This window comes from Micromonospora sp. NPDC049151, assembly GCF_040648395.1.
Classification (GTDB): domain Bacteria; phylum Actinomycetota; class Actinomycetes; order Mycobacteriales; family Micromonosporaceae; genus Micromonospora.
Genome location: NZ_JBEZDP010000016.1, coordinates 75,463 through 99,649 on the forward strand (window position 1 = coordinate 75,463; position 24,187 = coordinate 99,649).

Here is a 24,187-nt window from a genome sequence, read left to right on the forward strand (position 1 = left end):
AACGCACACCATGGCACGCCGCAAGGACGACCGCGCGAAGGCGGACCTGGCCGCCTTCGACCAGGCCGGCGCCCGCGTCTTCGACAACCCGCTGGTCACCGAGGTCTCGGACTCCTACCTGGAGTACGCGTTCTCGGTCATCCACTCCCGCGCCCTGCCCGACGCGCGCGACGGGCTCAAGCCGGTGCACCGGCGCATCCTGTGGTCGATGTACGAGCAGGGCCACCGGCCGGACCGCAGCCACGTCAAGAGCGCCCGGATCGTCGGCGACTGCTTCGTCGCGGGGACGCTCGTGTCGACACCGACCGGTCTTCGGCCGATCGAGTCGATCGAGGTCGGCGACACGGTGCTCGACGGCGACGGAGTCGCCACTCCGGTCGTGGCGGCCTACCGAAACCCGCAGTCGGAGCTGGTTCGGGTCACCTGGGACAACGGGCACACCATGTCGGTCACGCCGGGTCAGCGTTTTCGCGTGGTCGACGAGGACCTGTCCGTTCGTTGGGTAGAGGCGTCCGAACTCACCGGGCACCTCACGCTCGCGTACGGCGGTGCCCGCAGGAAAGCCGCCGCCCCCGGCGGCACTCCCTACGACTACGTCCGTGGGCTGGTGGTGGCGGAGGGCTTCGCCGTCGACCGGGCTCGCTCGGCTGACGGTCGTGTGCGAGTGCACATGTGTGACGTCGAACCGCTCGACGTCGCACATGGTTGGGCGATCGCCAACGGGCTCAACGTCAGCCGAGGCAAGAGGACGGCGACTGATCCGCGGCACCGCGATCAGCACATCGTCACGTTCGCGAGGCACGAGGGCCTGCTCGAAGCGGGGGGACCGCTGAGCAGTGCCAAGCGTGTGCCGAGTGATGTCCTCGAGAACCGCTCGGCATGGGCCCCCTTCCTTGCCGGATTCTTCGACGGTGACGGTTATGTCCGCAAGCGCTTCCGGGAGATCGTCTTCGTCAGTACCAGCGAGACGCTCGTGCGGCAGATCAACTCCATGCTGGCCGACCTGGGCTTGCACGGGCACTACTGGACCAGCGCACGAGACGGCTTTCAACGCCTTCTCGGCCTGTCCTTCAGCGGGCGTGATGCCGCCGCTCTGGCCGAGATGCTGCTGCCCTGGGTGCGGATCGGTTACAAGATCGCAGGTCTGGAAAAGGTGGTGGACCTGACCTATCAGTACGGCGGCAAGCAGGGCAACGACCGGCTGCCGTACGCGCGGGTGATCAAGGAATTCGCCGACGCCCACCAGGGGGGCGGTTGGTTCCGGGACGAGGCCGGCAAGGCGTTCCGATCATCACTTTCGGGCGCGGGTAGCCAGATCCGTTACGGCAAGGACCGTAACGGCGTGCCGCTGTCGGAGCGTTCATTCCCGCTCTGGCGTGCCGAGCGGGATGGATGGATCCGAAAACTCCGGCGCATCGGGTCTCCGCTCGCGAGACGGCTCGAGGCACTTTCGGGCCGATCCTTCCTACGGGTGATGTCGGTCGAGCGGATTCCTGCCGACACCACGTACGATATCCAGGTCGGCTCCGACGAACACGCGTTCGTCGCGGAGGGCCGCGTGGTGCACAACTGTATGGGCAAGTACCACCCGCACGGCGACACCGCCATCTACGACGCGATGGTGCGGCTGGCGCAGGACTTCTCGCTCAACGTCCCGCTCATCGACGGGCACGGCAACTTCGGCAGCCCGGACGACGGCCCGGCCGCGGCGCGATACACCGAGGCCCGGATGTCCCGGGAGGCGATGCTGCTCGTCGGCGAGCTGGGTGAGGACACCGTCGACGTCGAGCCGAACTACGACGGCTCGCTGACCCAGCCCACGGTGCTGCCGGCGGCGTTCCCGAACCTGCTCGTCAACGGCGCGTCCGGCATCGCGGTCGGCATGGCGACGAACATGATCCCGCACAACCTCGGCGAGGTGGTCCAGGCCGCCCGCTGGCTGATCAACCACCCGGACGCCACACTCGACAAGCTCATGGAGTTCGTGCCCGGCCCCGACCTGCCGACCGGCGGGCTGCTGCTCGGCCTGGACGAGGTGCGCCGCGCGTACGAGACCGGGCGCGGTGTGGTGCGCATGCGCGGGCGGGTGGAGATCGGCCCGCTGGAGGGCAGCCGCGGCCGGCAGGCCATCACCGTTACCGAGCTGCCGTACGGCGTCGGCGCCGAGAAGGTCATTGCGGCCATCACCAACGAGGTGAACAAGACCAAGCGGCTGACCGGCATCGCCGACGTCAAGGACCTCACCGACCGGGAGAACGGCACCCGGCTCGTGGTGGAGTGCAAGGTCGGCGTGAACCCGCAGGCGCTGCTGGCCGACCTCTATCGGCTCACCCCGCTGGAGCAGTCCTTCGGCGTGAACAACCTGGTCCTCGTCGACGGCCAGCCCCGCACGCTCGGGCTCAAGGAGCTGCTCGACGTGTTCCTGGCGCACCGCTACGAGGTGGTGACCCGGCGCAGCGCGTACCGCAAGCGCAAGCGGGAGGAGCGCCTGCACCTGGTCGACGGTCTGCTGATCGCCCTGCTCGACATCGACCGGGTGGTCAAGCTGATCCGCGCCAGCGAGGACGCCCAGGCCGCCAAGGACGGCCTGATGCAGAAGTTCAAGCTCTCCGAGATCCAGGCGAGCTACATCCTGGACACTCCGCTGCGCCGGCTGACGAAGTACGACCGGCTGGAGCTGGAGGCCGAGCAGGAGAAGCTGCGCGGCGAGATCGCCGAGCTGTCGAAGATCCTGGACGACCCGAAGGTGCTGCGGAAGGTCGTCTCCGACGAGCTGGCCGCCGTGGTCAAGCAGTTCGGCGCGCCGCGGCGCACCACGCTGGTCGACGGCGACCTCAAGGAGGTGCTCGCCGCCTCGGTGCCCGCCGGTCCGCTGGAGGTCGCCGACGACCCGTGCCAGGTCATCCTCTCCGCCACCGGGCTGGTGGCACGGACCGCGGCCGAGTCGGAGGAGGCCGCCGAGGCGCGCCGGCGCAGCGGCCGGGTCAAGCACGACGCGGTACGCGCGATCGTGCACTCCACCGCCCGGGGCCGCGTGCTGCTGGTGACCAGCGCCGGGCGCGCGTTCAAGATCGACGTGTTGCCGTTGCCGGTGCTGCCGGAGCAGTCCGGCACGGTGTCGCTGCGCGGCGGCATGTCGGCGGCGGAACTGGTGCCGCTGGAGCCGGGCGAGACGGTCGTCGGGCTCGCCCCGCTGGGGCCGTCCGCGCAGGGCTCGCCCGGTCTGGCGCTCGGCACCCGGGCGGGGGTGGTGAAGGTGTGCGCCCCGGACTGGCCGGTCCGCTCCGACGAGTTCGAGGTGATCTCGCTGCGCGACGGCGACGAGGTGGTCGGCGCGACCTGGCTGACCGACGGCGCCGAGACGCTGGCGTTCGTCTCCTCGGAGGCGTCGCTGCTGCGCTTCGCCGCATCTGTGGTACGCCCGCAGGGGCTCAAGGGCGGGGGCATGGCCGGCATCAACCTGCCAGGCGACGCGCGGGTGGTCTTCTTCGGCGCGATTCGCACCGACGACGCGGCGCACGGTGAGCCGATGGTGGTCACCTCGACCGGCGCGACGGTGAAGGTGACGCCGTTCAAGGCGTACCCGGCGAAGGGAAGGGCGACCGGCGGCGTGCGAGCGCAGCGGTTCCTCAAGGGTGAGGAGGACCTGTCGGTGGCCTGGATCGGTCCGCGGCCGGTGGGTGCGACAGCCACCGGCGACCCGGTGGAACTGCCCCCGGCCGACCCGCGCCGCGACGGTTCCGGTTTCGCCGTGATGCTGGGCCCGACGGTCGTCGGCCACCACCTCGACCGAGACTGACGGCAGCGGCGGGCGGCGCACCCCGCCCGCCTCTCGCCTAGCCTCGGTTGATCAAGGAGTTTGCGGCCTTCTTCCGCTTCCGTTCGTCCCCAAACTCCTGATCACCGGAGCGGGCGGCCCGGTGGCAGCTCTCCGGGCGCTGGCGAATTTCGGGGCGCTCCGGCAACCCGGTCGCCCTCTCCCCGCCCGTTGATCAAGGAGTTTGTGGGTCTTCCGCGCCTCTTGACGTCCGCAAACTCCTTGATCACCGGAGTGGGGCGTCCGAGGGCGTTCTGGCGGTCGGGCGCCCGCCCGCACGGTCGATCATGAAGTTGGCGGCGACAAAACGGATACCGGGTGCCGTCAACCTCATGATCAACGGGGCGAGGGGGCGGGTCAGAGTTCGGGTTCGGGGGACTGGCGGGACTCGGGGGTGGTGCCGCGCAGACGGGCGATCAGGCGCATGCCGTGGTAGACGACCAGGGCGGCGGCGGTGCCCAGCGCGATGCCGTTGAACGACAGGTCGCCCGCTGTCAGCGTGTAGTTGGCGGCACCGATGATCACCGCTACCGCGGCGGTGAACAGGTTGATCGGGTCGTGGAAGTCGGTCCGGCTCTCGATCCAGATGCGGGCGCCCAGGATGGCGATCAGGCCGTACAGGGCGGTGGTGGCGCCACCGAGCACGCCCGCCGGCACGGTCAGGATCAGCGCGCCGAACTTCGGGCAGAGCCCGAGCAGGATCGCCGTGCCGCCGGCCACCCAGTACGCGGCGGTGGAGTAGACGCGGGTCGCCGCCATCACGCCGATGTTCTCCGCGTACGTGGTGGTGCCGGAACCACCACCGGAGCCGGCCAGCACCGTGGCGACGCCGTCGCCGAGCAGCGCCCGGCCCATGTCCCGGTCCAGGTTGCGCCCGGTCATCGCGGCGACCGCCTTGACGTGCCCGGCGTTCTCCGCGATCAGCACCAGGATCACCGGGATGACCAGCACGACGGCGCGTACGTCGAAGCTCGGCGTGTGGAACTCGGGGAAACCGATCCAGGCCGCCTGGCGCAGGCCGCTGACCGCCTGCTGGTCGAGGTTGCCGGTCAGCGCGGCGAGCACCCAGCCGACCACCACGCCGATGAGGATCGACAGCCGCGCCACGAAGCCGCGGAACAGCACCGTGGTGAGCAGGATCGCGACGAGCGTCACCACGGCGATCAGCGGCTGCGCCTTCACGCCGGTGCCGGAGCCGCCGCCGTCCCAGGCCACCGGCGCGAGGTTGAGGCCGATCAGCATGACGATCGCGCCGGTGACGACAGGCGGCATGAGGGCGTCGATCCAGCGGGAGCCGGCCACCTGCACCACCACGCCGACGATCGCCAGCGCGACGCCGGCGACCACGATGCCGCCGAGGGCCGCGCCGATGCCGCCGTCGGTCTTCGCCGCCAGCACCGGCGCGATGAACGCGAACGACGAACCGAGGTACGACGGCAGCCGGTTGCCGGTGATCAGCAGGAACAGCAGCGTGCCGATGCCGGAGAAGAGCAGCGTGGTGGCGGGCGGGAAGCCGGTGATCAGCGGGACGGTGAAGGTGGCGCCGAACATGGCGACCACGTGCTGCACGCCGACGCCGACGGTGCGCGGCCAGGAGAGCCGTTCGTCGGGCTGGACCACGTCGCCGGGGCGTACCTGGCGGCCGTCGCCGTGCAGTGTCCACGGGGACCAGCGGGAAGTGGGGGACTGGGTCATCGCGCGCCCTTCGCGTCATCGGGTGACGGGGGCGTGATCGACCCTGAGAGTTGTTTCTAGCAGGTGCCCTGCGGGGTCGTGGGCCCGGCCCGGGCTCAGGCGACGCCGGTGGGACGGAACTGGACGCTGACCCGGGGGCCGACCGGGCGGGTGGTCTTCGGCACCGCGTGTTCCCAGGTGCGCTGGCAGGAGCCGCCCATGACCACGAGGTCGCCGTGGCCGAGCGGAAACCGCAGGCTGCCGCCGCCTCCGCCGCGCGGGCGCAGCAGCAGCGCGCGGGGGGAGCCGAACGAGACGATCGCCACCATGGTGTCGGTGTGCGCGGAGCGGCCGAGGGTGTCGCCGTGCCAGGCCACGCTGTCGCGCCCGTCGCGGTAGAGGCACATGCCGGCGGTGACGAACGGCTCGCCCAGCTCGGGCGCGTAGTGCCGGGTGAGCGCGTCGCGGGCGGCGGTGAGCACCGGGTGCGGCAGCGGCCGGCCGGCGGCGTACCAGCAGAGCAGCCGGGGCACGTCGACCTCGGTGTCGTACATCGTGCGGCGTTCGGCCCGCCAGGGCACGTCGTGGCGCAGCGTGTCGAGCACCGCGTCGGAGCCGCGCACCCAGCCGGGCAGGTGGTCGACCCAGGCGCCCCGGCTCAGCTCGTGCCGGCGCAGCGCCCCGGCGAGCGGGCCCAGAGCCGGGCCCTGCTCGGCCAGGTCGAGCATCGAGGGCTGGTACGCGTCGGACACGCAGCCGATCGTACCGTGCCCTCGAACAGGCGTACGACGGTCAGCGCCGCAGCATCCGGCGGACCTTGCCCGGGACGGCCTGCTTGATCCGCTCCCGGAGCTGCTGCGACCGCAGCGCGTCGATGGTGCCGGTGAGCTTGGCGTTCTCGTCGCGCAGCCGCTCGATGCGGGTCAGCAGCTCGGCCGGCGGGGTGGTGGCGGCGGGCCGGACGGCCGGGGGGAACACCGTCTCGCTGACCTGGCGGTCGAAGCGCGCGGCGCTGTCGCCGTCGGCGAACGAGGTGCCGAGGTCGTGCTTGCGCAGGAACGCGGTGATCGTCTCGAAGCGGGCCTTGTGGCCGTCGTTGAGCGCGCTGTAGTCGGCCTCCGCGTAGAGGTCGGCGGCGTCGACGTCGGCCGGCACGTCCCGCATGATCCGGTGCGGGATGCCGAAGTAGCGGGCCAGTTCCAGGGTGCGCGAGTCGTGGGCGAACAGGTAGCCGGGCGTGCCGGCGACGAGCGCGCTGATGGTGCCGTGGATGCGGGTGCCGAACGCGAAGTCGTAGCCGGACAGGTGCGAGAACCAGGTCCACGGGTCGACGAACATGCGCACCTTGTCCTCGGCGAACAGCGGGTGCGAGGTGTGCAGCGGGATGTCGCTGCTCTGGCCCCGGTGCTCGGGCGCGTCGCCGTAGAGCAGGGTGCCGAGTGTCCGCAGGTCCTGCGGCACGTAGCAGAGGTTCGGGTAGCGCTCCTGGTGGCGGCGGACCACCGGGGCCATCGACCGGACGTACGGGGAGATGTTGAGCGCGATCTTCGACTCGGCGGTCAGCTCCGGGCGGGTCTTCTCCAGGTGGAACGAGTCGCCGTGCAGGAACATCGACGGGCAGCCGATCTGCTCCACCGCGGAGAAGCCCAGCGCGTTGAGGTAGCTCTCGGTCACCTCGCCGCGCACGCCGATGCTGTGCGACCGGTCCAGCACGGCCTTGCAGAACGCGCGCACCGGCTCGTCGATCGGCCGCAGGTACTCGCGGTCGCCGTCGACGTTCGTCTGCACGCCGACGCCGAGCACCACCACCGGGATCTTCAGTCGCTCGATCAGCCGGGTCAGTGGCGTCAGGCGGTGCACGAAGCTGCGGCGGAACGCGTTCGCCAGCGGAACCACGAAGACGTCGTACCGCTCGTTGATCTCGTCGGCCAGGCGCGGGTCGGCCGGGTTGCGGGTCGGCGTGATCTCGGCCGTGGAGGTGGCGAGCAGCTTGTGCGCGGCGTGGCTGAAGACCAGGTTGCCGCTGTTGTCCCCGATCCAGTTGCCGGCGAACGTCTCCTCCGGTGTGAGGACGTCGAACGCGCCCTTGCGGGCGCGGAGCAGGATCCGCTGGTGCATCCGGTTCGCTCACCTTCCGTACGGCACGGCGTGCGGCGGGAGCCGGGTGGGCGCCCGCGCGTGCAGGAGGGGAAATCCTATCCGCCGCCCCTGGGCGACCGGCTGGACGTCGGCTCGCCGGGAACGTCCCGGTTCCCCGGGGTAGGGTGCCCGGAATGACCAGCGCGCCGACCGTCACCCGTGCCCCACGACTGCCGTCGCTGACCGGATTGCGGTGGGTAGCCGCGCTGCTGGTCTTCGCCTTCCACGCCGGCACCATGGGGATCATCGCCGAGCCGCACCTGAAGCCGGTGATGGACAAGGCGTTCAGCCTCGGCCTCTCCGGTGTGGAGTTCTTCTTCATCCTCAGCGGGTTCGTGCTGGTCTGGTCGTACCGGGACGGGGAACGCGCGTGGACGTTCCTGCGCCGGCGGCTCGCCAAGATCTACCCGAACCACGTGGTGACGTTCGTGGCGGCGCTGGCGATCGCGGCCTGGTTCGCCGACCCGGTCGTGCCCTGGGCGGCGATCGGCAACTTCTTCCTGGTCCAGGCGTGGATCCCGCTGGGCGGCTACTTCTACAGCGTCAACAACGTGAGCTGGTCGCTCTCCTGTGAGCTGGCGTTCTACCTGTGCCTGCCGCTCGTGGTGCCGTGGCTGCGCCGGGCCCGTACCGGGGCGCTGCGGACCGTGCTGGTCGCGGCGCCGCTGCTCATCCTGGCGCTGTGGCCCGGCCAGCACCTGGTGCCGGAGGAACAGCGGTGGTGGTTCACCCAGATCTTCCCGGTGACCCGGTCGCTGGAGTTCTGGATGGGGGTGGCCGCCGCCGAGCTGATGCGCCGGCACCGCTGGCGCGGACCCAACCTCGCCGCCGCCACCGGCATCTTCGTCGCCACCTGGGTGGTCGCCGCGATGTGGATCCCGGCCGAGTTCTGGGCCGCCCTGCTCGCCGTGGCGTACCTGCTGGTCATCGCCGCCGCGGCGGACGCCGACGTGCGCGGCCGGTCCACCCCGTGGCGGTCCCGGGCGATGGTCTGGCTCGGTGAGGTCTCGTTCGCCTTCTACCTGGTCCACGTGCTGGTCATGGTCACCGTGCTGCGGCTGACCGGGCACTGGGGGACCGGGCTGCCCGGCTGGCGCGGCCCGCTCGCGGTGCTCGGTTTCCTGGTGGTCACGCTCGCGCTGGCCGCCGCGCTGCACCGCTGGGTGGAGGTGCCGATGATGCGCCTGCTCGGCCCGTCCCGCCGGGCCCGCGCGGCGTCGCGCGCACCGGCCGTGCCGGCTCCGCGCGGGCCCGCCGCCACCCCGGCCGCCGACGGCGGCGCGACGTCCGGGACCGGTCCGGCCGAGGGCGTCGAGTACGCCGGGCGGCGTCGCCCGGACTGACACGCGCACACGTCGGCCGGTCGATCCGCGACACGCCGTGCGGCGGTGCGTTGGTGGGGGATCGGCGGTAATTTGTACCCGTGCTTCCGATCGCGCTCACCTGCCCCGTGTGGTGGGTGGCGCGCTGGGCCGCCCGGATGTTCGCCAGTCTCGCCGTGGTCGTCGCCTGCTCGTTCGGCGCCGCCGCGCTGCCGTCCGGTGTCGCCGCCGCTCCGGCTCCGGCGGTCGCCGTCCCGGCGTACCCGGCCGTGGGCGCCTCGGCTGCCGCACGGCCGGAGGCCGACCGCGTGGCCGAGTGGCACGCCCGTCCCGCCGGTGGCCCGGCACCCGCCGCCCGGGTGGCGGTCCCGGGTGACCCGCAGCCGGTCCCGGCCGGCCGGACCGCCGCGCCGGCCGGCCCGCGGGCACCGCCCGCCCGCTGATCCACCCACGGGCCGCGCCCGTTCACCGCACCCACCGCACGTCATCCCCGCACCCGCCACGGCGGCCCAACGGCGCCCGGCGAGGTCGTGCGGGTCCTCCCGCCAGGTCCTTCCCGTGAGGTGCCGACCATGTCGCAGACCGCTCTGTACCACTTCCTCACCTCCGTGCCCGAGGCCGCCGCCATCTGGTCCTTCCTGCTGCTGCTCGCCCTCGGCCTGCTCGCCGCGCTCGTGGCCCGGCCCGACCGCGACGCCGCGCCGGAGGCCGCCGCCGAACCGGCCGACGCCGACGCCGCCCGCCGCGACGACCTGATCCGGTACGCCGAGGAGGTGGCGGTGGCCGCCGCCGGGGCCGCCCAGACCGCCCGGCGCCGCCGGGAGCAGTGGCTGGCCGCGCAGGACGAGGCGGACCGGGCGTGGACCGCGTACGACGAGGCGGACGCCGCCGCCCGACGCCTGGCCGGCGCCGCCGCGCTGGCCGCCCCGCGCACACCCCGAACCCCCGCGGAGTACGCGACCCGGGAGCGCTGGCTGCGCCACGCCGCCATGACGGCGCACTGGCGGGGCGACCTGAGCGCCCGCCAGCTCGCCGACGTGCTGGCCCGCCGCAACGGCTGGGATCCGCGCCGGCACCCGGCCGACCAGGAGATCGTGCTGGCCCGCATCGTCCGGGACGGGCGCCGGGCCGGGTGGGAGAGCGCCGCCGCGCGGGAGCGGCAGTCCTGGCGGGACGCGGAACTGGCCGCCGAGGCCGCCCGTACGCTCGCCGCCGAGGCGTACGCGGCCACCGCGGCGCTGTGGCCCGCCCCGGCGTACCGGAGCGCCGCGACGAACCCGCTGCCGGTGCCCGCGCCGGTGCGGCGTGCCAGGTGGCGTCCGGCCCGGGTGGGCTGAGACGGGCGTCTCGACCGAATCGTTACCCGCGATGTTTGCGGGCCCGGGGACCCGGCCCGTCGAATCGGGCGCCGGGCGCAGAACGGGCCATCGAGTCACGCGACTGCGGGCCGGCTGCTCGCAGTCTGTCCGCTTTCCGCCGCCGGGTGACGTGAAAACCGCTTGTCCCATCGAGTGAAGTCAGTAACCGGCTGTTCCGAAATCCGTTACCGCAGATCACGTTTACGCAGGTCGGGACGTTTGGCAGGGGGCAATACCGGCCGGTAGTGTCGGCGCGTCGATGCGGTAACCGATCGCCGACGGCGACGCCGCACCGACCCGCCTAATCGTGTCTCACGAACCGGGGACCCATAAGCAACATCGGGGTGAATCCGCGGGCCCACGGCCCGTGGTAGGGCGTACTTCCCGCCCGAATCCGTCAGCTAACCCGGTCGGCGGTCACGGAAGGAGTACCGACCTCGTGCCCACCCCCCGATCGTCCCCCCGCCTCCACGGCAACGCGGTGCCCGCGCTCGCCTGACGCGCGACCGCAACCGCCCCCCTGGGCGCCCGGCGTCACGGGCGTTCCCGATCCCCCGGCCATCCGGCCCCGCCAGCACGCGTGAGTTCCTCCGCGTGCCGGGCCGGCGTGCGCCGCTCACGCCCCGTGGAGGATTTCGTGAAGCACCACCTGAAGCGTCAGCTACGACGGATCGTCACCGAACGCCCGTACCAGATCATCGCCGGATCGGCCGCCGCGCTCGTGCTGGCCGCCGGTGCCGGCACCGTCGCCACCGCCGGTGACGACGCGCCGGTCCAGGAGAACACCGCATCGGTCGCCGAACTCGGCGCCGCCCGCCTCGGCGAGCAGCCCGCCAGCCGCGGCGAGGCCCGGATCGCCGTCCCGCAGGCGTCGCCCAGTGCCTCGGCCGCGCCGAGCGCGTCGCCCAGCGCGTCGGCGTCGGCGAAGGCGGCGGCGGACCCGGACACCACGGCGAAGGCGAAGCCGAAGCCGCCGTCGAGCAGGTCGCTCGACTACGACTACCAGGCGCAGATCAACTACTTCTACTGCGGCCCGGCCGCCGTGCGCAACGCGCTCAGCGCCGCCGGCATCGAGCGCAGCCAGGACGCGCTCGCCGGTCCGCTCGGCACCACCGAGATGGGCACCAACTCGGCCGAGGACACCACCCGGGTGCTCAACCAGCAGGTCAAGGGCAACCCGTACCGGACCCGCATGATTCCCGCCGGCTCCGCCAGCCCGGCTCAGATGGACCGGCTCCAGGCCGACGTGGTCGAGGCGATCAGCAACGGCCGCGCGGTCGTGGCGAACGTCGCCGGCACCGTCACCGACACCAACGGCGGCTGGCACTCGTTCCCCGGTGGCCACTACGTCGCGGTGGTGGGCTACAAGAACGACGGCCGGATGGTGCGGATCGCCGACTCGGCCGACCCGTCGCTGCCGTCGTACTGGGTCACCACGATCGACCTGGCGCACTGGATCGCCAGCCGCGGCTACTCCGCCTGACCCGTCCGCAAACCCGAAGGCCGGCACCCCCCGGGGGGTGCCGGCCTTCCCCGTCCCACCACCGCCCTCGTTGATCTTGCACTTTCGGCCCTTCCATAGCGGGGCAACACGGGCATCGGCGGGGCCGCAACCGCAAGATCGACGGGCGGGGGTGAGGGCGGGGCGGGACCGAGGTGGGGTGGGTTCGGTGTCGCGGGGGCGGGGCGGGCGGTGGCAGACTGCGCCAATGGGCGATACGACGGGTGACCGGCATCTGGTTCTCCTGCACGGCATGGGCGCCACCGGTGAGGTGTGGCTGCCCTGGGCGCCGCTGCTGGAGCGCCGCTGGCCCGGCCGCTGGCTCGCCAGCGATCTGGCCGGTCACGGCTGGTCGCCGCCGCTGCACGGCTACTCGTTCGAGGCCCTGGCCCAACGCGTGGCCGACGGGCTCGGCCCGGTCCGGCTCGGCCCCGACGACCGGCTCGTGCTGCTGGGGCACTCGCTCGGCGGGGTGGTGGCGCTGGCGCTCGCCGCCCGGCAGCGGGGTCTTCCGATCGACGCGGTGGTGGGCCTCGGCATCAAGGCGGTCTGGTCCCCGGCCGAGCTGGCGAAGTCGGCGGAGCTGGCCGCCCGGCCGGTCACCTGGTTCGCCACCCGCGACGAGGCGGCCCGGCGCTACCTGCGGGTATCAGGGCTGGCCGGACTGTTCGCCCCGGACCATCCCGTGGTGGAGGCGGGGCTGCGGCGGGAGGACGGCCGCTGGCGGCTCGCCATGGACCCGGCCGCGTTCGCGGTCGGGGAGCCCCGGCTGCCGGCGCTGCTGGCCGCCACCGACGTGCCGGTGCTGCTGGCCCGGGGCGAGCTGGACCCGATGGTGACCGACGCGCAGCTCAAGGAACTGGGCGTGCCGGTTGCCACGCTGCCGGGGCTGGGCCACAACGCGCACGTCGAGGACCCGGCGGCGGTGCTCGCCCTGCTCGACCCGTACCTCTGACCTGGCCTACACCACGGCGCGCGGCGCCGGGACCGCCCAGTCGGGTTCCAGCTCCCGGCGGGCGGCGGCGAGGAACGCCTCGGCGTAGGCGTCGGCGGGGAAGTCGCCCAGGTAGCGCGTCCGCGCGGCCCAGCGCTGCGCGGCCTTCGGGTCGGCGTCGAGCAGGTCGGTGAGCACCTCGTCCACGTTCGACATGTCCCGCCGCAGCACGTAGCCGGACGCCGCGAGCGGGAACCGCTCGACGAAGTGCTCGCCGTCGGCGCCGGTGTCGGTGACCGCGTACGGCTTGCCGGAGTAGAGCCAGTCGGAGATGACCCCGGAAACGTCGGAGACCAGCGCGTCGGCGTGGTTGACGCACTCGGTCAGCGTCAGCTCGCGGGCCGCTGCGGCACCCCACAGGTGCGGCCGGCCGGTCTTCGCCCGGTCGGCGGCGAGCAGTTCGGTGAGCCGGGCGAGCTGACGGGCCGAGGCCGGGTTCTTGCCGGTGTACGGGTGGGCGCGCAGGATCACCGCCACCTCGCGGTCGATCAGCCGGCGGATCAACGTCTCGGCCACCGGCAGCGAGCAGTAGTTGGCGTCGGCGTGGTGCCCGGTCCAGGTCGGGGTGTAGAGCACAGTGGGGTGCGCCGACGGGGTGACCGGCTCCCGGCGTACCTCGATCGCCTCGACCTGGGGACGGCCGACCACGACGAACTTGTCGGCGGGGATCTCCACGCCGGCGCGGGCGTACCTGTCGACAGCCGCCTGCCCGGCCACGAAGATCTTGTCGAAGATGGCCGAGACCGGGTTGGCGCTGGGGGCCTTGTCGCTGTCGCCGTGGTGCAGCTGCACGTGGGTGAGCTGGTTGAACCGGATCAGGTGGGCGTTCTTCGCGCCGTGGTTGACGTAGAACGCCACGCGCAGGCTCGGCACCAGCGCCTCGTCCAGCGCCTTCAGCGTGGGGCAGAGGACCACCGGGGCGCGGGTGGCGGCGGCCACCGCGGGCAGGAGCTCCGGCTCGCGCAGCACCACCACGAACGGGCGCCCGATCCGTTCCAGGTACGGCAGCCACATGGTGACCTGATATTCCGAGCCGGGCGGCGCGGAGAAGTGCAGCACGAACTCGGGCTGGTGGCGGCGCAGCGCCCGGCCGACCGGGCCACCGCCGGCGGGCGGCCGGAACCGCCGCCGGGCGAGGTCCAGCGCGACCGTCCCGCACCCGGCGCCCACCAGCAGCGCGGCGGCCAGCGCCGTCCAGGCCGGCAGCACCAGGACGGCGGCGAGCGCCACCACGGCGAGCAGCACCAGCAGCGTGTCGCCGAGCCGGGCCGCGACCACAGGCGTCCAGGTGCGGACCGGGAGGTTGGCCGCGCGGAGCTCCAGCGCGCCGGCCTGCCGCAGCGGCCCGACCAGCAGCACCAGCCCGAGCAGCACCAGCGCGGTGGCGGCCAGCACCGGGTCGAAACCGTCGTCGAGACGGCGGGCGTAGCCGACCAGGATGCCGGCGGCGACGAGCACCGTCTCGGCGAGGCCGTCGGCCGACGGCCGGACCCGGCGCTCCCACGCGGTCGCGGCGAGCGCCGCGACGGCCAGGGCCAGGCCCCAGCCGGTGGCCCCGGTGAGTGCCACGACGAGGAAGGCCAGCACCGCCAGCCCGGTGGTCAGCACCCGGGCGAGCAGCTTGCGGACCAGGTCACCACGCATCTGGTACGTCCCGTCGGATTCAGGCGTCGGCGGACAGCTCGGACCGGTCCGGGCCCGGCTGGGCCGGTACCGCGGCGGCCTGCTCGCCCGGGGCCCGGCGCACGTCGACCACCTGGCCGGTCAGGTCGGAGATCAGCACGTCCAGGGACGCCTGCGCGACCGCCTCGGAGGAGAGCAGGGTGTGCTCCGGCTCCTCGCCGAACGCCCGCGTCCGCATAGGGGTGGCGGTGCGCTCCGGGTTGACGCAGTTGACCCGTACGCCGAACTCGGCCCACTCGTCGGCGAGCGCCTGGGTCAGGTTGACCAGCGCGGCCTTGGTGGCCGAGTAGAGCGCGTAGCGGGCCCGGCCCCGGGTGTACGAGCTGGACGTGTAGAGCAGCAGCTGGCCCTTTGTCTGCTGCAGGTACGGCAGCGACTGGCGTGCGATGGTGACCGGGCCGACGAAGTTGACGTGCAGGAGACGGTCCATCGTCTCCTCATCCATCTCGGCCAGTGCGCCCTTCTCCAGGATGCCGGCGGTGACCACCACGTGGTCGATCCGGCCGGTCGCCTCGAACGCGGTCTTCAGCCCGGCGGCCACGTCCTCGGCGCGCTCGACGTGCGTGCCGGTGGTGGAGCGGCTGAACGGGAAGACCTGGGCGCCGTAGCCCCGGGCCAGCTCGGCCAGGTCGTGGCCGATGCCGTAGCTGCCGCCGAAGACCACGATGGTCCGGCCGGTCAGCTCCTCGGCGTAGCTGCGGTGGTCGGTCAGCCGGGGCGCCTGGGCGGCGGCGAGCTGGAACAGCTTGTCGGCCAGGTGCACGTCGACCGGGTGGGTGACCTTGATGTTCTCGTCCGAGCCGTCGATCACCTTGATCGGTGTGCCGGGCAGGTAGCGCAGCACCACCCCGCAGTCGTCGGTGGCGGCGAAGTCGGGGTCGCCCTCGGCGCGGCGGTACGCCTCGCGGATGGTGCCGGAGCGGAACGCCTGCGGGGTCTGGCCGCGGCGCAGCCGGGAGCGGACCGGAATGTCGGTGATGCACTCGTCCGCGTCGACCTGGATGATCGTGTCGGCGGACGGGATGGCCACGTCGACGGCCGAGTACGTCCAGAGCGCGTTCACGCACTCGCGCACGATCCGGGCGCTGACCAGCGGGCGGACCGCGTCGTGGAAGAGGATGTTGACGTCGCCCTCGCCGACCGCGTCGAGCGCGATGCGGGTGGTGTCGTTGCGGGTCTCGCCGCCCTCGATCACCTTGGTGACCTTGCGGAAACCGGCGTCGGCGACGATGCGCCGCGCGTCGTCGACGTGCCCGGTGGTCATCAGCACGATGATCTCGTCGATCTCCGGCGCGGCCTCGAAGACGGCCAGGGTGTGCTCGATGATCGGCTTACCGGCGATCTTGAGGAGCTGCTTCGGGATGCCCAGCCCGAGGCGCGTGCCGGTCCCCCCGGCGAGGATCACGGCCACCGTACGTGCGGGGCGCCAGGGTGCCGGGCTCGCCGGCGTGGCGTCCGGTGCGGTGGTGTGGTCCTGCGTCATTGCCGTACCTCACTCTGGGTGAAAGGGGATGGATCCGAGAACCTTAACGCGGACGCCGGAGCGCACCGCCGCGGGCGGAACCCGGTGCGGTGCGCTCCGGGGCGCTACTTCTGGTTCTCGTACGCGTCGCAGACCTCCTTGGTGGGACCGTCCATCTTCAGGACGCCGCTCTCCAGCCAGATGGTCCGCTCACAGGTGTCCCGGATCGAGCCGATCGAGTGGCTGACCAGGAAGACCGTGCCGGCGCTGTCGCGCAGCTCGCGGACCCGTTGCTCGCTGCGGACCCGGAACTTGCGGTCGCCGGTGGCCAGCGCCTCGTCGATGAGCAGCACGTCGTGCTTCTTCGCCGAGGAGATCGCGAAGCGCAGCCGCGCGCCCATGCCGGAGGAGTAGGTGCGCATCGGCAGCGAGGCGAAGTCGCCGCGCTCGTTGATCCCGGAGAACTCGATGATCTCCGGGGCGATCCGCTTGACCTCCTCCGGCGGCATGCCCATGGCCAGGCAGCCGAGCACCACGTTGCGCTCGCCGGACAGGTCGTTGAGCAGCGCGGCGTTCACGCCGAGCAGCGACGGCTGGCCCTTCGTGTAGACCGCGCCGCGGGCCGGCGGGAGCAGCCCGGCGATGGCCCGCAGCAGCGTGGACTTGCCGGAGCCGTTGCTGCCGATCAGGCCGATCGCCTCACCCTCGTACGCGGTGAAGCTCACGCCCTTGACCGCGTGCACCTCGCGGATGTTCGGCGCCTTGGTGCGGGAGACGATCCGCTTGAGCGCGGAGACCGGGGTGGTGCCGCCGCTCGCGCCCTTGTGGATCCGGTAGATCACGTGCACGTCGTCCACCACCACAGTGGGGACGCGGCCCGAGTCGGTCACCGGGCCGGCGTTCAGCGGCAGGGTCTGCTCAGCCACGGCCGTACTCCTTCTCTCCGCGCCAGAAGTAGACGAATCCGCCGGCGCCCATCACGACCGCCCAGAACAGGCCGAGCGCCCACAGCTTCAGCGGCGAGCTGATCAGGTTCGCCTGGTGCGAGTCGAGCAGCGCGTAACGGGCCAGCTCGATGAAGACCAGCGGCGGGTTCCACTCCAGGACGTTCGCCGCCCAGCCCGGCAGGTGCTGGCGGATGAGCGACACCGGGTAGAGCACGCCGGAGGCGTACAGCCAGGTGCGCATCACGAACGGCATGATCTGCTTGAGGTCGGTGGCCTTGGAGCCGAGGCGGGCCATGACCATGCTCAGCCCGACGTTGAAGATCGTCTGGAGCAGCAGCATCGGCGCGATCAGCACCCAGCGCAGGGTGATCGGCTCGCCGGTGATCAGCACGATGACGGCGAGCACCACCATCGACATGAGCAGCTGCTGGAGCTGCACCAGGGTCACCGTGATCGGCAGCGCCGCCCGGGGGAACTGCAGCGCCCGGATCAGGCCCAGGTTGCCGGTGATCGCGCTGACGCCGTTCGTCGCCGCCGTCTGGGTGAAGATGAAGATGAAGATGCCCGTGCACAGGTACGCGATGAAGTTCGGCACGTTCCGGTGCTGGGCCAGGATCACGCCGAAGATCAGGAAGTAGACGGCCGCGTTGGTGAGCGGTGTCAGCACCTGCCAGAGCTGGCCGAGCTGGGTGTTGCTCAGCGAGGAGGCGACCTTCGCCCGCGAGTACGCGGTCATGAAGTGCCGGTACGCCCACAGCCGCCGGGCGTACTCGCCCAGGGCTGGTCGTTCCCCGGCCACCCGTAGTCCGTACCGCTGGGCCAGTTGGGCCCGGGTCAGTCCGGATTCGGGGTCGGCCACCGCGGTGTTGGCCATGTTCAGGCGCTCCGATCTTTCGTGCTGATGGGGAGCAGTGCGGTGAAAGAGATCCAGCGTGGCCGGGCGGGAGGAGCCGCCTCGCTGCTGCATGGAAGGTAGTCCACCGAACGTCGGGACGCAACCGTACCGTCGTTGCGCTACATTGTTCCACGTGACGACCGAGAAGAGGCGTGCCCCGGCCGGCGCGGCGGTGCTGCGTGGCGAGATCACCAGCGCCATCCGCGCGGCGGTGATGCAGGAGTTGGCCGAGGTCGGCTACGGTCGCCTCTCCATCGAGGCGGTGGCCCGCCGCGCCGGTGTGAGCAAGACCGCTATCTACCGCCGCTGGCGTTCCAAGCTCGATCTGGTGCTGGACATGGTCTCGGCGGTGGCGGGCCGGAACATCCCGCTGCTGGACACCGGCAGCCTCCTCGGTGACCTGGAGATCCTGCTGCACGTGATGGCGCGCGCGTTGCGCCACCGGCTGGCCGCCCAGATCATCCCGGACCTGCTGGCCGAGGCCGCCCGCAACCCGCAGATCGCGGAGAAGTTGCAGGCCGCCCTGGACGACTACCAGCAGGCGGTGGGCCGGATCCTGATCGGCCGGGCGGTCGAGCGCGGCGAGCTGTCCCCGGCCACCGACCGTCGCGCCGCTGTCGATCTGATCGTCGGTCCGGTCTACTGGCGGATGGCGATCTCCCGGGCCCCGCTGGAGCCGGTCGAGGTGCCCCGGATGGCGGCCGCGATCGTCGCCGCCCTGCGGGTAGCATGCGTGGAGCCTGCGCGCGACGAGGTGGAAGTGTGAGCCCCGGGCCGCCCCCGGAGGTCCGTCGCCGATCATGAACAGAAGGTCACAACCAGTCGGACAATCAGTGCGAACGGCTGGTTTCCCCGACAGAGCGGTACCATCCCCCGAAATGTCTCCCATGAACCACGCGTCGACAGGAGGAAGCCCCATGGCCGGGCCGCATCCAGAGTTCATTCCCCCCGCACGGCCGATCATCGGCGAAGCCGAGATCGAGGCGGCCGTCCGGGTGCTGCGGAGCGGCCGGGTCGTGCAGGGGCCCGAGGTCGCGGCGTTCGAGGAGGAGTTCGGCGACCTGGTCGGCGGCCGGCACTGCATCGCCGTCAACTCCGGCACCTCCGCGCTCCAGCTCACGCTGATGGCACTCGGCTTCGGCCCGGGCGACGAGATCATCGTCCCCTCGTTCTCGTTCGCCGCCAGCGGCAACGCGGTCCGGCTGGTCGGCGCCGAGCCGGTCTTCGTGGACATCGAGCCGGGCAGCTTCTGTGTGGACCCGGAGGCGGTCGCCGCCGCGGTCACGCCGAAGACCGTCGCGATCATGCCGGTGCACCTCTACGGCCACCCGGCCGCGATGGACCGGATCATGGCGATCGCGCAGCAGCACGGCCTCGCAGTGGTCGAGGACGCCGCCCAGGCGCACGGCGCCGAGCTCAACGGCACCCCGGTCGGCGCGTTCGGCACCGCCGGCTGCTTCAGCTTCTACCCGACGAAGAACATGCACTCCCTCGAGGGCGGCATGATCAGCACCGCCGACGCCGAGCTGGCCCGTACCCTGCGGCTGCTGCGCAACCAGGGCATGGAGCAGCGGTACGCAAACGAGATCGTCGGCGCCAACATGCGCATGACGGACGTGGCCGCCGCCATCGGCCGGGTGCAGCTCACCCAGCTCGCCGAGTGGACCGAGCAGCGCCGCGCCAACGCCAAGTTCCTCGACTCGGCGATCACCGGCATGATCACCCCGCCGGTCGCCGACGGCGCCAAGCACGTCTACCACCAGTACACGGTGCGGGTGCGGGGCAACCGCGACGCCGCCCAGGCCCGCCTCACCGAGCTGGGCATCGGCAACGCGGTCTACTACCCGACCCCGATCCACCGGCTCAAGCCGTACCTCGGCACCGACGGCAAGCCCGGCCCGTGGGACCTGCCGGAGACCGAGCGGGCCGCCGCCGAGGTGGTCTCGCTGCCGGTGCACCCGTCGCTGAGCCAGGCCGACCTGGAGCGGATCGCCGAGGGCGCGAACCTGGCCGGCGGTGCCCGATGAGTGAAGGTGAAGGTCGCAAGCTGCGGGCCGGCCTGATCGGCCTCGGCGCGATGGGCCGCAACCACGCCCGCGTGCTGTCCAACCTGGACGGTGTCGAGCTGGTCGGCGTGGTCGACCCGGCCGGCGACGTCACCGGCACGCTGCGCGCTCCGGTCGTACCCGAGCTGAGCGACCTGCTCGCCCTCGGTGTCGACTACGCCGTGGTGGCCTGCCCGACGGCGCTGCACGAGCCGATCGGCATGGAGCTGGCCGCCAACGGCGTCTGCGCGCTGATCGAGAAGCCGCTGGCCCAGTCCGTCGAGGCCGCCACCCGGCTGGTCGAGGCGTTCGAGAACGCCGGCCTGGTCGCGGGCGTCGGGCACATCGAGCGCTACAACCCGGCGCTGCAGAGCCTGCGCACCCGCCTGGAGGCCGGTGAGCTGGGCGAGGTGTTCCAGGTCGTGACCCGGCGCCAGGGCCCGTTCCCGCACCGGATCGCCGACGTCGGCGTGGTGATGGACCTGGCCACCCACGACATCGACCTGACCGCCTGGGTGACCGGCCAGCAGTACAGCTCGGTCGCCGCCCGCACCGTCTCGCGCAGCGGCCGGCTGCACGAGGACATGGTCGCCGTGGTCGGCCAGCTCGCCGACGGCACGATGGTCAACCACCTGGTGAACTGGCTCAGCCCGCTCAAGGAGCGGTCCACTGTGGTCACCGGTGACAAGGGCTGCTTCGTGGCCGACACGCTCACCGCCGACCTGACGTTCTACGCCAACGCCGCCATCGACACCGAGTGGGAGGCGCTGCGCGCCTTCCGCGGTGTGGCAGAGGGCGACATGGTCCGCTTCGCCATCCCGAAGCGGGAGCCGCTGCTGGTCGAGCACGAGCGCTTCCGGGACGCGGTGGAGGGCAAGCAGAGCGACATCGTCACGCTGCGGCAGGGCCTGCGTACCGTGCAGGTCGCCGCCGCCCTGCTGGAGTCCTCCGCCGACGGCAAGGTCGTGTCCGTCGCGGCCAGCGGCAGCGACGCGGAGCCGGCACTGCGATGAGCCCGGCGCCGGTGCGGCGGACGGTCTCGGCGGTACGGCGGCGGATCCCCCGGCGGTGGCGCATCGCGCTCCGCCGGGCCGCCGCCGGCACGCGGCCCTGGCAGACCCCTTCGGTACGCGAACTGTGTGAGCTTCCCGCCGGCACGCCGCTGCTGGTGCACGCCGGCGGGATCACACGCGACCGGGCGCTGGACGGCGTGCTGCGCGCCCTGGCCCGGTTGCCCGAGGTCCACCTGGCGCTGGCCTGTGACGGGGCGGAGCGGGCGGCGGCACAGGACCTGATCAGCCGGGCCGGCAAGGCCCGGCGCCGGGTCCACGTGGTGCCGCGTCCGCGCACCGTGACGGCCGCGTTCCTCGCCTCCGCGGACGTGGCGGTGTTCGGGTTCGACCCGGACGCCGGCCTCGGCCTGCTGGACACCTTCCGCACCGCCGGGCTACCAGTGGTAGCGGCCGACAGCCGGGCGGTCCGCGAGCACCTGGCCCGGCACGGCATCGGCGATCTCTTCGCCCCCGGCTCGCTGCCCTCCTTCACCAAGGCGGTGGAACGGGCCCGGCAGCGCGGCGGCGATGAGCCGCCGGAGCCGCCGGTCGCGCCGACCGAGGCCGGCACGCCCGGCCCGTGGCGTCCGCTCGGCGCCGGGCCGATCCGGTTGGGGCTGGGCACGGCGAACTATGCCGGGCAGCTCTCCGCCCTGGCGGTGGCGATCACCACCGCGCGCGCCGACGTCGGCGTCGAACTGGTGATGGCCAAGCCGCCGGCCACCTACCGCTACCCGGCCGACCGCTACCTGAACTACCCCGGCGAGCACCGGCTCGACGTACAGGCCGCGCAGGCCGAGCGGGTGCTCGGCTGGTACACCCACCTGATCGTGGACGCGTTCCGCCCGGTGCTCGGCCGGGCCAACGGCGACGACATCTCGGCGGACCTGCCCGCGCTGCGCCGGGCCCGGCTCAAGGTCGCGCTGCTGGCGCACGGCAGTGAGATCCGCCACCCCGGCGCGCACCTGGAACGGCACCCCGAGTCCGCGTTCCGGGACGCGCCGGAGGACCTGATCGGGCAGCTCACCACGGTGACCGAACGGAACCGGCGCACCGCCGAGGAGAGCGGCCTGCCGTTCTTCGTGACCACCCCCGACCTGCTGGACGACGTGCCGTTCGCCACCTGGGCGCCGCTGATCGTCGACGTGGACGCCTGGGCCTGCGACCGCCCGGTGCTGGAACGCGCCCGGCCGGTGGTGCTGCACGCGCCGTCGAAACGGTGGACAAAGGGCACCGACCGGCTCCTGCCCCGGTTGCGGGAGCTGCACGACCGACGGATCATCGAACTGCGCCTGGTGGAAGGGCTACCGCACCACGAGATGCGTCGCCAGGTGCAGGAGTGCGACATCGTGGTCGACCAGCTGGTGATGGGCAGCTACGGCACCTTCTCCTGTGAGGGGATGGCTGCCGGCAAGGTAGTGGTGGCGTACCTCAGCGAGGGCCCGCACCGGGCCGCCGGAGTCGCGCCGCCGATCGCCAACGCCACGCCCGCCACGCTCGTCAAGACCATCGAGTCGCTGCTCGACGACAGGCCCGCCGCGGTCGCCCTGGCCGCGGAGGGCGCACGTTACGTCCGTGACCACCACGACGGGCGACGCACCGCCGAGGTCTTCGACGCGTTCCTGCGGTGACCGCCCACCCACCACCCCACGCCCGCCCCGTCAACGAGGAGAAACACCCGATGCAAGCTGGCGCTCACAGCGATGCCCGACCGACCCGGGGCCGGGTGGTGATGCTGGTCGACAACGGCGTCCACGGCGACTCCCGGGTGCAGAAGGCGGCGCGGTCGGCCGCCGACGCCGGCTGGGAGGTCTTCCTCCTCGGCATCCGTAACGCCCGCTCCGACGTCGACACCTGGCGCATCGGCGACGCCGAGGTGCGGCTGCTGCGCGTGCCCAAGCCGCTGCACCGGCTGCCCCGCGAGTACAGCCGGTCGCTGCGCCGGCCGCTGGCGTACGCGAACACCACCAAGGCCGCCTACCGGGTCCAGGAGATCAAGGCCTGGCAGGCCGACCTGTACGAGCGCCGCGTCCGGGCCCAGGCGCTGGGCGGCGGGCTGCCGGCCACCGTGGGCCGGGCGGCCCAGCTGCCGGCCCGCGCCGCCGCCACCGCGCTCGCCCGCTGGGTGCGGTTCCGCAGCGGCGAGACCCGCCGGCTGCGCAAGTCGCAGGCCGATCCGGAGGCGCTGTTCAGCCGCCTGCCCGTGCGGTTCTGGCAGGGGCTGATGGGCGACCGGTCCTGGCGCCGGCTGGACCCGGGCCTGTGGGACTTCGAGATCGCCTTCCGCAAGACGCTCGACGAGCTCAAGCCGGACATCATCCACGCCAACGACTTCCGGATGCTCGGCATCGGCGCGCGCGCGACCCTGCGGGCCCGGGCCGCCGGGCGGCGGACCAAGCTGGTCTGGGACGCCCACGAGTTCGTCGGCGGCATCACCGGCCGGGCCGACAACCCGCGCTGGCTGCCGGCCCAGATCGCCTACACGGCCGAGTACGCCGCCTACCCGGACGCGGTGGTGACCGTCTCCGACACGCTTGCCGACCTGCTCCAGGAGACCCACGGCCTGTCCGACCGGCCGGCCGTGGTGCTCAACGCGCCGATGGCGCCGCCGGCCGAGGCCGACGGCGACGTGCCGGACCTGCGGGCCCTGTGCGGCGTGGACGCCCGTACGCCGGTGCTCGTCTACTCCGGTGCGGTGAACCCGAGCCGGGGCTGCCAGATCATGGTGGAGGCGCTGCCGGAGCTGCCCGGCGTGCACGTCGCGTTCGTGACCATGAACCCGAACGGCGACAACCAGTTCTCCGAGGCGCTGCGGGAGCGTGCCGCCGAACTCGGCGTCGCGGACCGCGTGCACCTGCTGCCGTACGTGGCGCACTGGCAGGTGGTGCCGTTCCTGTCCGGCGCGGACGCCGGTGTCATCCCGATCCACCACAAGCCCAACCACGAGCTGGCGCTGATCACCAAGTTCCTGGAGTACTCGCACGCCCGGCTGCCGATCGTGGTCAGTGACGTGAAGACCATGGCGCAGACCGCGCGGGCCACCGGGCAGGGTGAGGTGTTCACCGCCGAGGACCGGGCCGACTACGTCCGCGCGGTCCGGGCCGTGCTCGACGACCCGGAGCGCTACCGGGCCGCCTACGACAAGCCCGGCCTGCTGGAGGGCTGGACGTGGGAGGCGCAGGCCCGGATCCTCGACGAGGTGTACGCCTCGCTGCTGGGCGCGTCGACGGGCGGGACGCGTCCGCCGTCGTCCCGGCGCCCCGAGGACGAGCGGGAGTACGCCGCCACGACGCGCTGA

General features: G+C 72.5%; 18 protein-coding genes, 2 pseudogenes and 1 riboswitch. Of the genes and pseudogenes, 13 read left to right on the forward strand and 7 right to left on the reverse strand.

Annotation, left to right across the window (positions count from 1 at the left end; translation table 11 throughout):
• Positions 1–10 precede the first annotated feature (10 nt).
• The 3 genes and pseudogenes from AB0B20_RS19455 to AB0B20_RS19465 form a co-directional block, all read left to right on the forward strand.
• A pseudogene (locus AB0B20_RS19455) lies at positions 11–271 on the forward strand (DNA gyrase subunit A); the annotation flags it as partial.
• Positions 260–1,033 (forward strand): annotated as a pseudogene (locus AB0B20_RS19460) (LAGLIDADG family homing endonuclease); the annotation flags it as partial. The pseudogenes AB0B20_RS19455 and AB0B20_RS19460, both read left to right, overlap by 12 nt.
• A 441-nt stretch (positions 1,034–1,474) precedes the next feature.
• Positions 1,475–3,799: a DNA topoisomerase (ATP-hydrolyzing) gene (locus AB0B20_RS19465; RefSeq protein WP_357390861.1), complete on the forward strand. Its 2,325-nt coding sequence runs from the start codon at positions 1,475–1,477 to the stop codon at positions 3,797–3,799.
• Positions 3,800–4,174: 375 nt separating this feature from the next.
• Here the strand turns inward: AB0B20_RS19465 and AB0B20_RS19470 are convergent, their stop codons facing one another.
• The 3 genes from AB0B20_RS19470 to AB0B20_RS19480 form a co-directional block, all read right to left on the reverse strand.
• Positions 4,175–5,512 (reverse strand): solute carrier family 23 protein, encoded by a 1,338-nt coding sequence (locus tag AB0B20_RS19470; protein ID WP_357390846.1) that lies wholly within the window; start codon positions 5,510–5,512, stop codon positions 4,175–4,177.
• Positions 5,513–5,607: 95 nt separating this feature from the next.
• Positions 5,608–6,243, reverse strand: coding sequence for an alpha-ketoglutarate-dependent dioxygenase AlkB (locus AB0B20_RS19475; protein WP_357472183.1), 636 nt, complete (start codon positions 6,241–6,243; stop codon positions 5,608–5,610).
• 40 nt (positions 6,244–6,283) lie between these two features.
• On the reverse strand, positions 6,284–7,609 hold the full coding sequence (locus tag AB0B20_RS19480) for a polysaccharide pyruvyl transferase family protein (RefSeq protein ID WP_357390850.1): 1,326 nt from the start codon (positions 7,607–7,609) through the stop codon (positions 6,284–6,286).
• A gap of 155 nt (positions 7,610–7,764) precedes the next feature.
• Between AB0B20_RS19480 and AB0B20_RS19485 the strand changes: the two genes are divergently transcribed.
• The 5 genes from AB0B20_RS19485 to AB0B20_RS19505 all read left to right on the forward strand — a co-directional run bounded on the left by AB0B20_RS19485 (position 7,765) and on the right by AB0B20_RS19505 (position 12,766).
• Entirely contained in the window at positions 7,765–8,973 is a 1,209-nt protein-coding gene (locus tag AB0B20_RS19485) for an acyltransferase (RefSeq protein WP_357390852.1), read from the forward strand.
• 80 nt (positions 8,974–9,053) lie between these two features.
• Positions 9,054–9,395 carry a hypothetical protein gene (locus tag AB0B20_RS19490; RefSeq protein ID WP_357390854.1) on the forward strand — a complete coding sequence of 114 codons (342 nt, stop codon included), beginning with the start codon at positions 9,054–9,056 and terminating at the stop codon, positions 9,393–9,395.
• Positions 9,396–9,524: 129 nt separating this feature from the next.
• Entirely contained in the window at positions 9,525–10,289 is a 765-nt protein-coding gene (locus AB0B20_RS19495; protein ID WP_357472186.1) for a hypothetical protein, read from the forward strand.
• A 309-nt stretch (positions 10,290–10,598) separates the two neighbouring features.
• Positions 10,599–10,741: riboswitch (cyclic di-AMP (ydaO/yuaA leader) on the forward strand.
• A 194-nt stretch (positions 10,742–10,935) separates the two neighbouring features.
• Entirely contained in the window at positions 10,936–11,793 is an 858-nt protein-coding gene (locus AB0B20_RS19500; protein WP_357472189.1) for a C39 family peptidase, read from the forward strand.
• A gap of 226 nt (positions 11,794–12,019) precedes the next feature.
• On the forward strand, positions 12,020–12,766 hold the full coding sequence (locus AB0B20_RS19505) for an alpha/beta hydrolase (protein WP_357388893.1): 747 nt from the start codon (positions 12,020–12,022) through the stop codon (positions 12,764–12,766).
• Positions 12,767–12,772: 6 nt separating this feature from the next.
• Here the strand turns inward: AB0B20_RS19505 and AB0B20_RS19510 are convergent, their stop codons facing one another.
• From AB0B20_RS19510 to AB0B20_RS19525, 4 genes are all read right to left on the reverse strand, one after another.
• Positions 12,773–14,449, reverse strand: a complete 1,677-nt coding sequence (locus tag AB0B20_RS19510) for a CDP-glycerol glycerophosphotransferase family protein (RefSeq protein ID WP_357472192.1) — start codon at positions 14,447–14,449, stop codon at positions 12,773–12,775.
• 19 nt (positions 14,450–14,468) lie between these two features.
• Positions 14,469–15,971: a bifunctional cytidylyltransferase/SDR family oxidoreductase gene (locus AB0B20_RS19515; protein WP_357472195.1), complete on the reverse strand. Its 1,503-nt coding sequence runs from the start codon at positions 15,969–15,971 to the stop codon at positions 14,469–14,471.
• A 104-nt stretch (positions 15,972–16,075) separates the two neighbouring features.
• Positions 16,076–16,876, reverse strand: a complete 801-nt coding sequence (locus tag AB0B20_RS19520; RefSeq protein WP_013285259.1) for an ABC transporter ATP-binding protein — start codon at positions 16,874–16,876, stop codon at positions 16,076–16,078.
• A complete protein-coding gene (locus AB0B20_RS19525) occupies positions 16,869–17,771 on the reverse strand; it encodes an ABC transporter permease (protein WP_357388899.1) in 903 nt (300 codons plus the stop codon). Before AB0B20_RS19525 ends, AB0B20_RS19520 begins: the two co-directional genes overlap by 8 nt.
• Before the next feature lie 154 nt (positions 17,772–17,925).
• On the opposite strand from AB0B20_RS19525, the gene AB0B20_RS19530 reads away from it, so the two are divergent.
• From AB0B20_RS19530 to AB0B20_RS19550, 5 genes are all read left to right on the forward strand, one after another.
• Positions 17,926–18,558, forward strand: coding sequence for a TetR/AcrR family transcriptional regulator (locus tag AB0B20_RS19530; RefSeq protein ID WP_357388901.1), 633 nt, complete (start codon positions 17,926–17,928; stop codon positions 18,556–18,558).
• A 151-nt stretch (positions 18,559–18,709) separates the two neighbouring features.
• Positions 18,710–19,819 (forward strand): DegT/DnrJ/EryC1/StrS family aminotransferase, encoded by a 1,110-nt coding sequence (locus tag AB0B20_RS19535; protein WP_357388903.1) that lies wholly within the window; start codon positions 18,710–18,712, stop codon positions 19,817–19,819.
• Positions 19,816–20,850, forward strand: coding sequence for a Gfo/Idh/MocA family oxidoreductase (locus AB0B20_RS19540; RefSeq protein WP_357388905.1), 1,035 nt, complete (start codon positions 19,816–19,818; stop codon positions 20,848–20,850). The genes AB0B20_RS19535 and AB0B20_RS19540 overlap by 4 nt, the downstream gene beginning before the upstream one ends.
• Positions 20,847–22,520 (forward strand): glycosyltransferase, encoded by a 1,674-nt coding sequence (locus AB0B20_RS19545; protein WP_357472198.1) that lies wholly within the window; start codon positions 20,847–20,849, stop codon positions 22,518–22,520. Before AB0B20_RS19540 ends, AB0B20_RS19545 begins: the two co-directional genes overlap by 4 nt.
• Before the next feature lie 50 nt (positions 22,521–22,570).
• On the forward strand, positions 22,571–24,187 hold the full coding sequence (locus AB0B20_RS19550) for a glycosyltransferase family 4 protein (protein WP_357388909.1): 1,617 nt from the start codon (positions 22,571–22,573) through the stop codon (positions 24,185–24,187).

Coding starts and splice junctions, on each gene's coding strand:
- AB0B20_RS19515 (WP_357472195.1), bottom strand. CDS start 15,971: ATGACGCAGGACCACACCACCGCACCGGACGCCACGCCGGCGAGCCCG.
- AB0B20_RS19495 (WP_357472186.1), top strand. CDS start 9,525: ATGTCGCAGACCGCTCTGTACCACTTCCTCACCTCCGTGCCCGAGGCC.
- AB0B20_RS19550 (WP_357388909.1), top strand. CDS start 22,571: ATGCAAGCTGGCGCTCACAGCGATGCCCGACCGACCCGGGGCCGGGTG.
- AB0B20_RS19480 (WP_357390850.1), bottom strand. CDS start 7,609: ATGCACCAGCGGATCCTGCTCCGCGCCCGCAAGGGCGCGTTCGACGTC.
- AB0B20_RS19510 (WP_357472192.1), bottom strand. CDS start 14,449: ATGCGTGGTGACCTGGTCCGCAAGCTGCTCGCCCGGGTGCTGACCACC.
- AB0B20_RS19545 (WP_357472198.1), top strand. CDS start 20,847: ATGAGCCCGGCGCCGGTGCGGCGGACGGTCTCGGCGGTACGGCGGCGG.
- AB0B20_RS19505 (WP_357388893.1), top strand. CDS start 12,020: ATGGGCGATACGACGGGTGACCGGCATCTGGTTCTCCTGCACGGCATG.
- AB0B20_RS19470 (WP_357390846.1), bottom strand. CDS start 5,512: ATGACCCAGTCCCCCACTTCCCGCTGGTCCCCGTGGACACTGCACGGC.
- AB0B20_RS19465 (WP_357390861.1), top strand. CDS start 1,475: ATGTCGGTCGAGCGGATTCCTGCCGACACCACGTACGATATCCAGGTC.
- AB0B20_RS19535 (WP_357388903.1), top strand. CDS start 18,710: ATGGCCGGGCCGCATCCAGAGTTCATTCCCCCCGCACGGCCGATCATC.
- AB0B20_RS19485 (WP_357390852.1), top strand. CDS start 7,765: ATGACCAGCGCGCCGACCGTCACCCGTGCCCCACGACTGCCGTCGCTG.
- AB0B20_RS19525 (WP_357388899.1), bottom strand. CDS start 17,771: ATGGCCAACACCGCGGTGGCCGACCCCGAATCCGGACTGACCCGGGCC.
- AB0B20_RS19540 (WP_357388905.1), top strand. CDS start 19,816: ATGAGTGAAGGTGAAGGTCGCAAGCTGCGGGCCGGCCTGATCGGCCTC.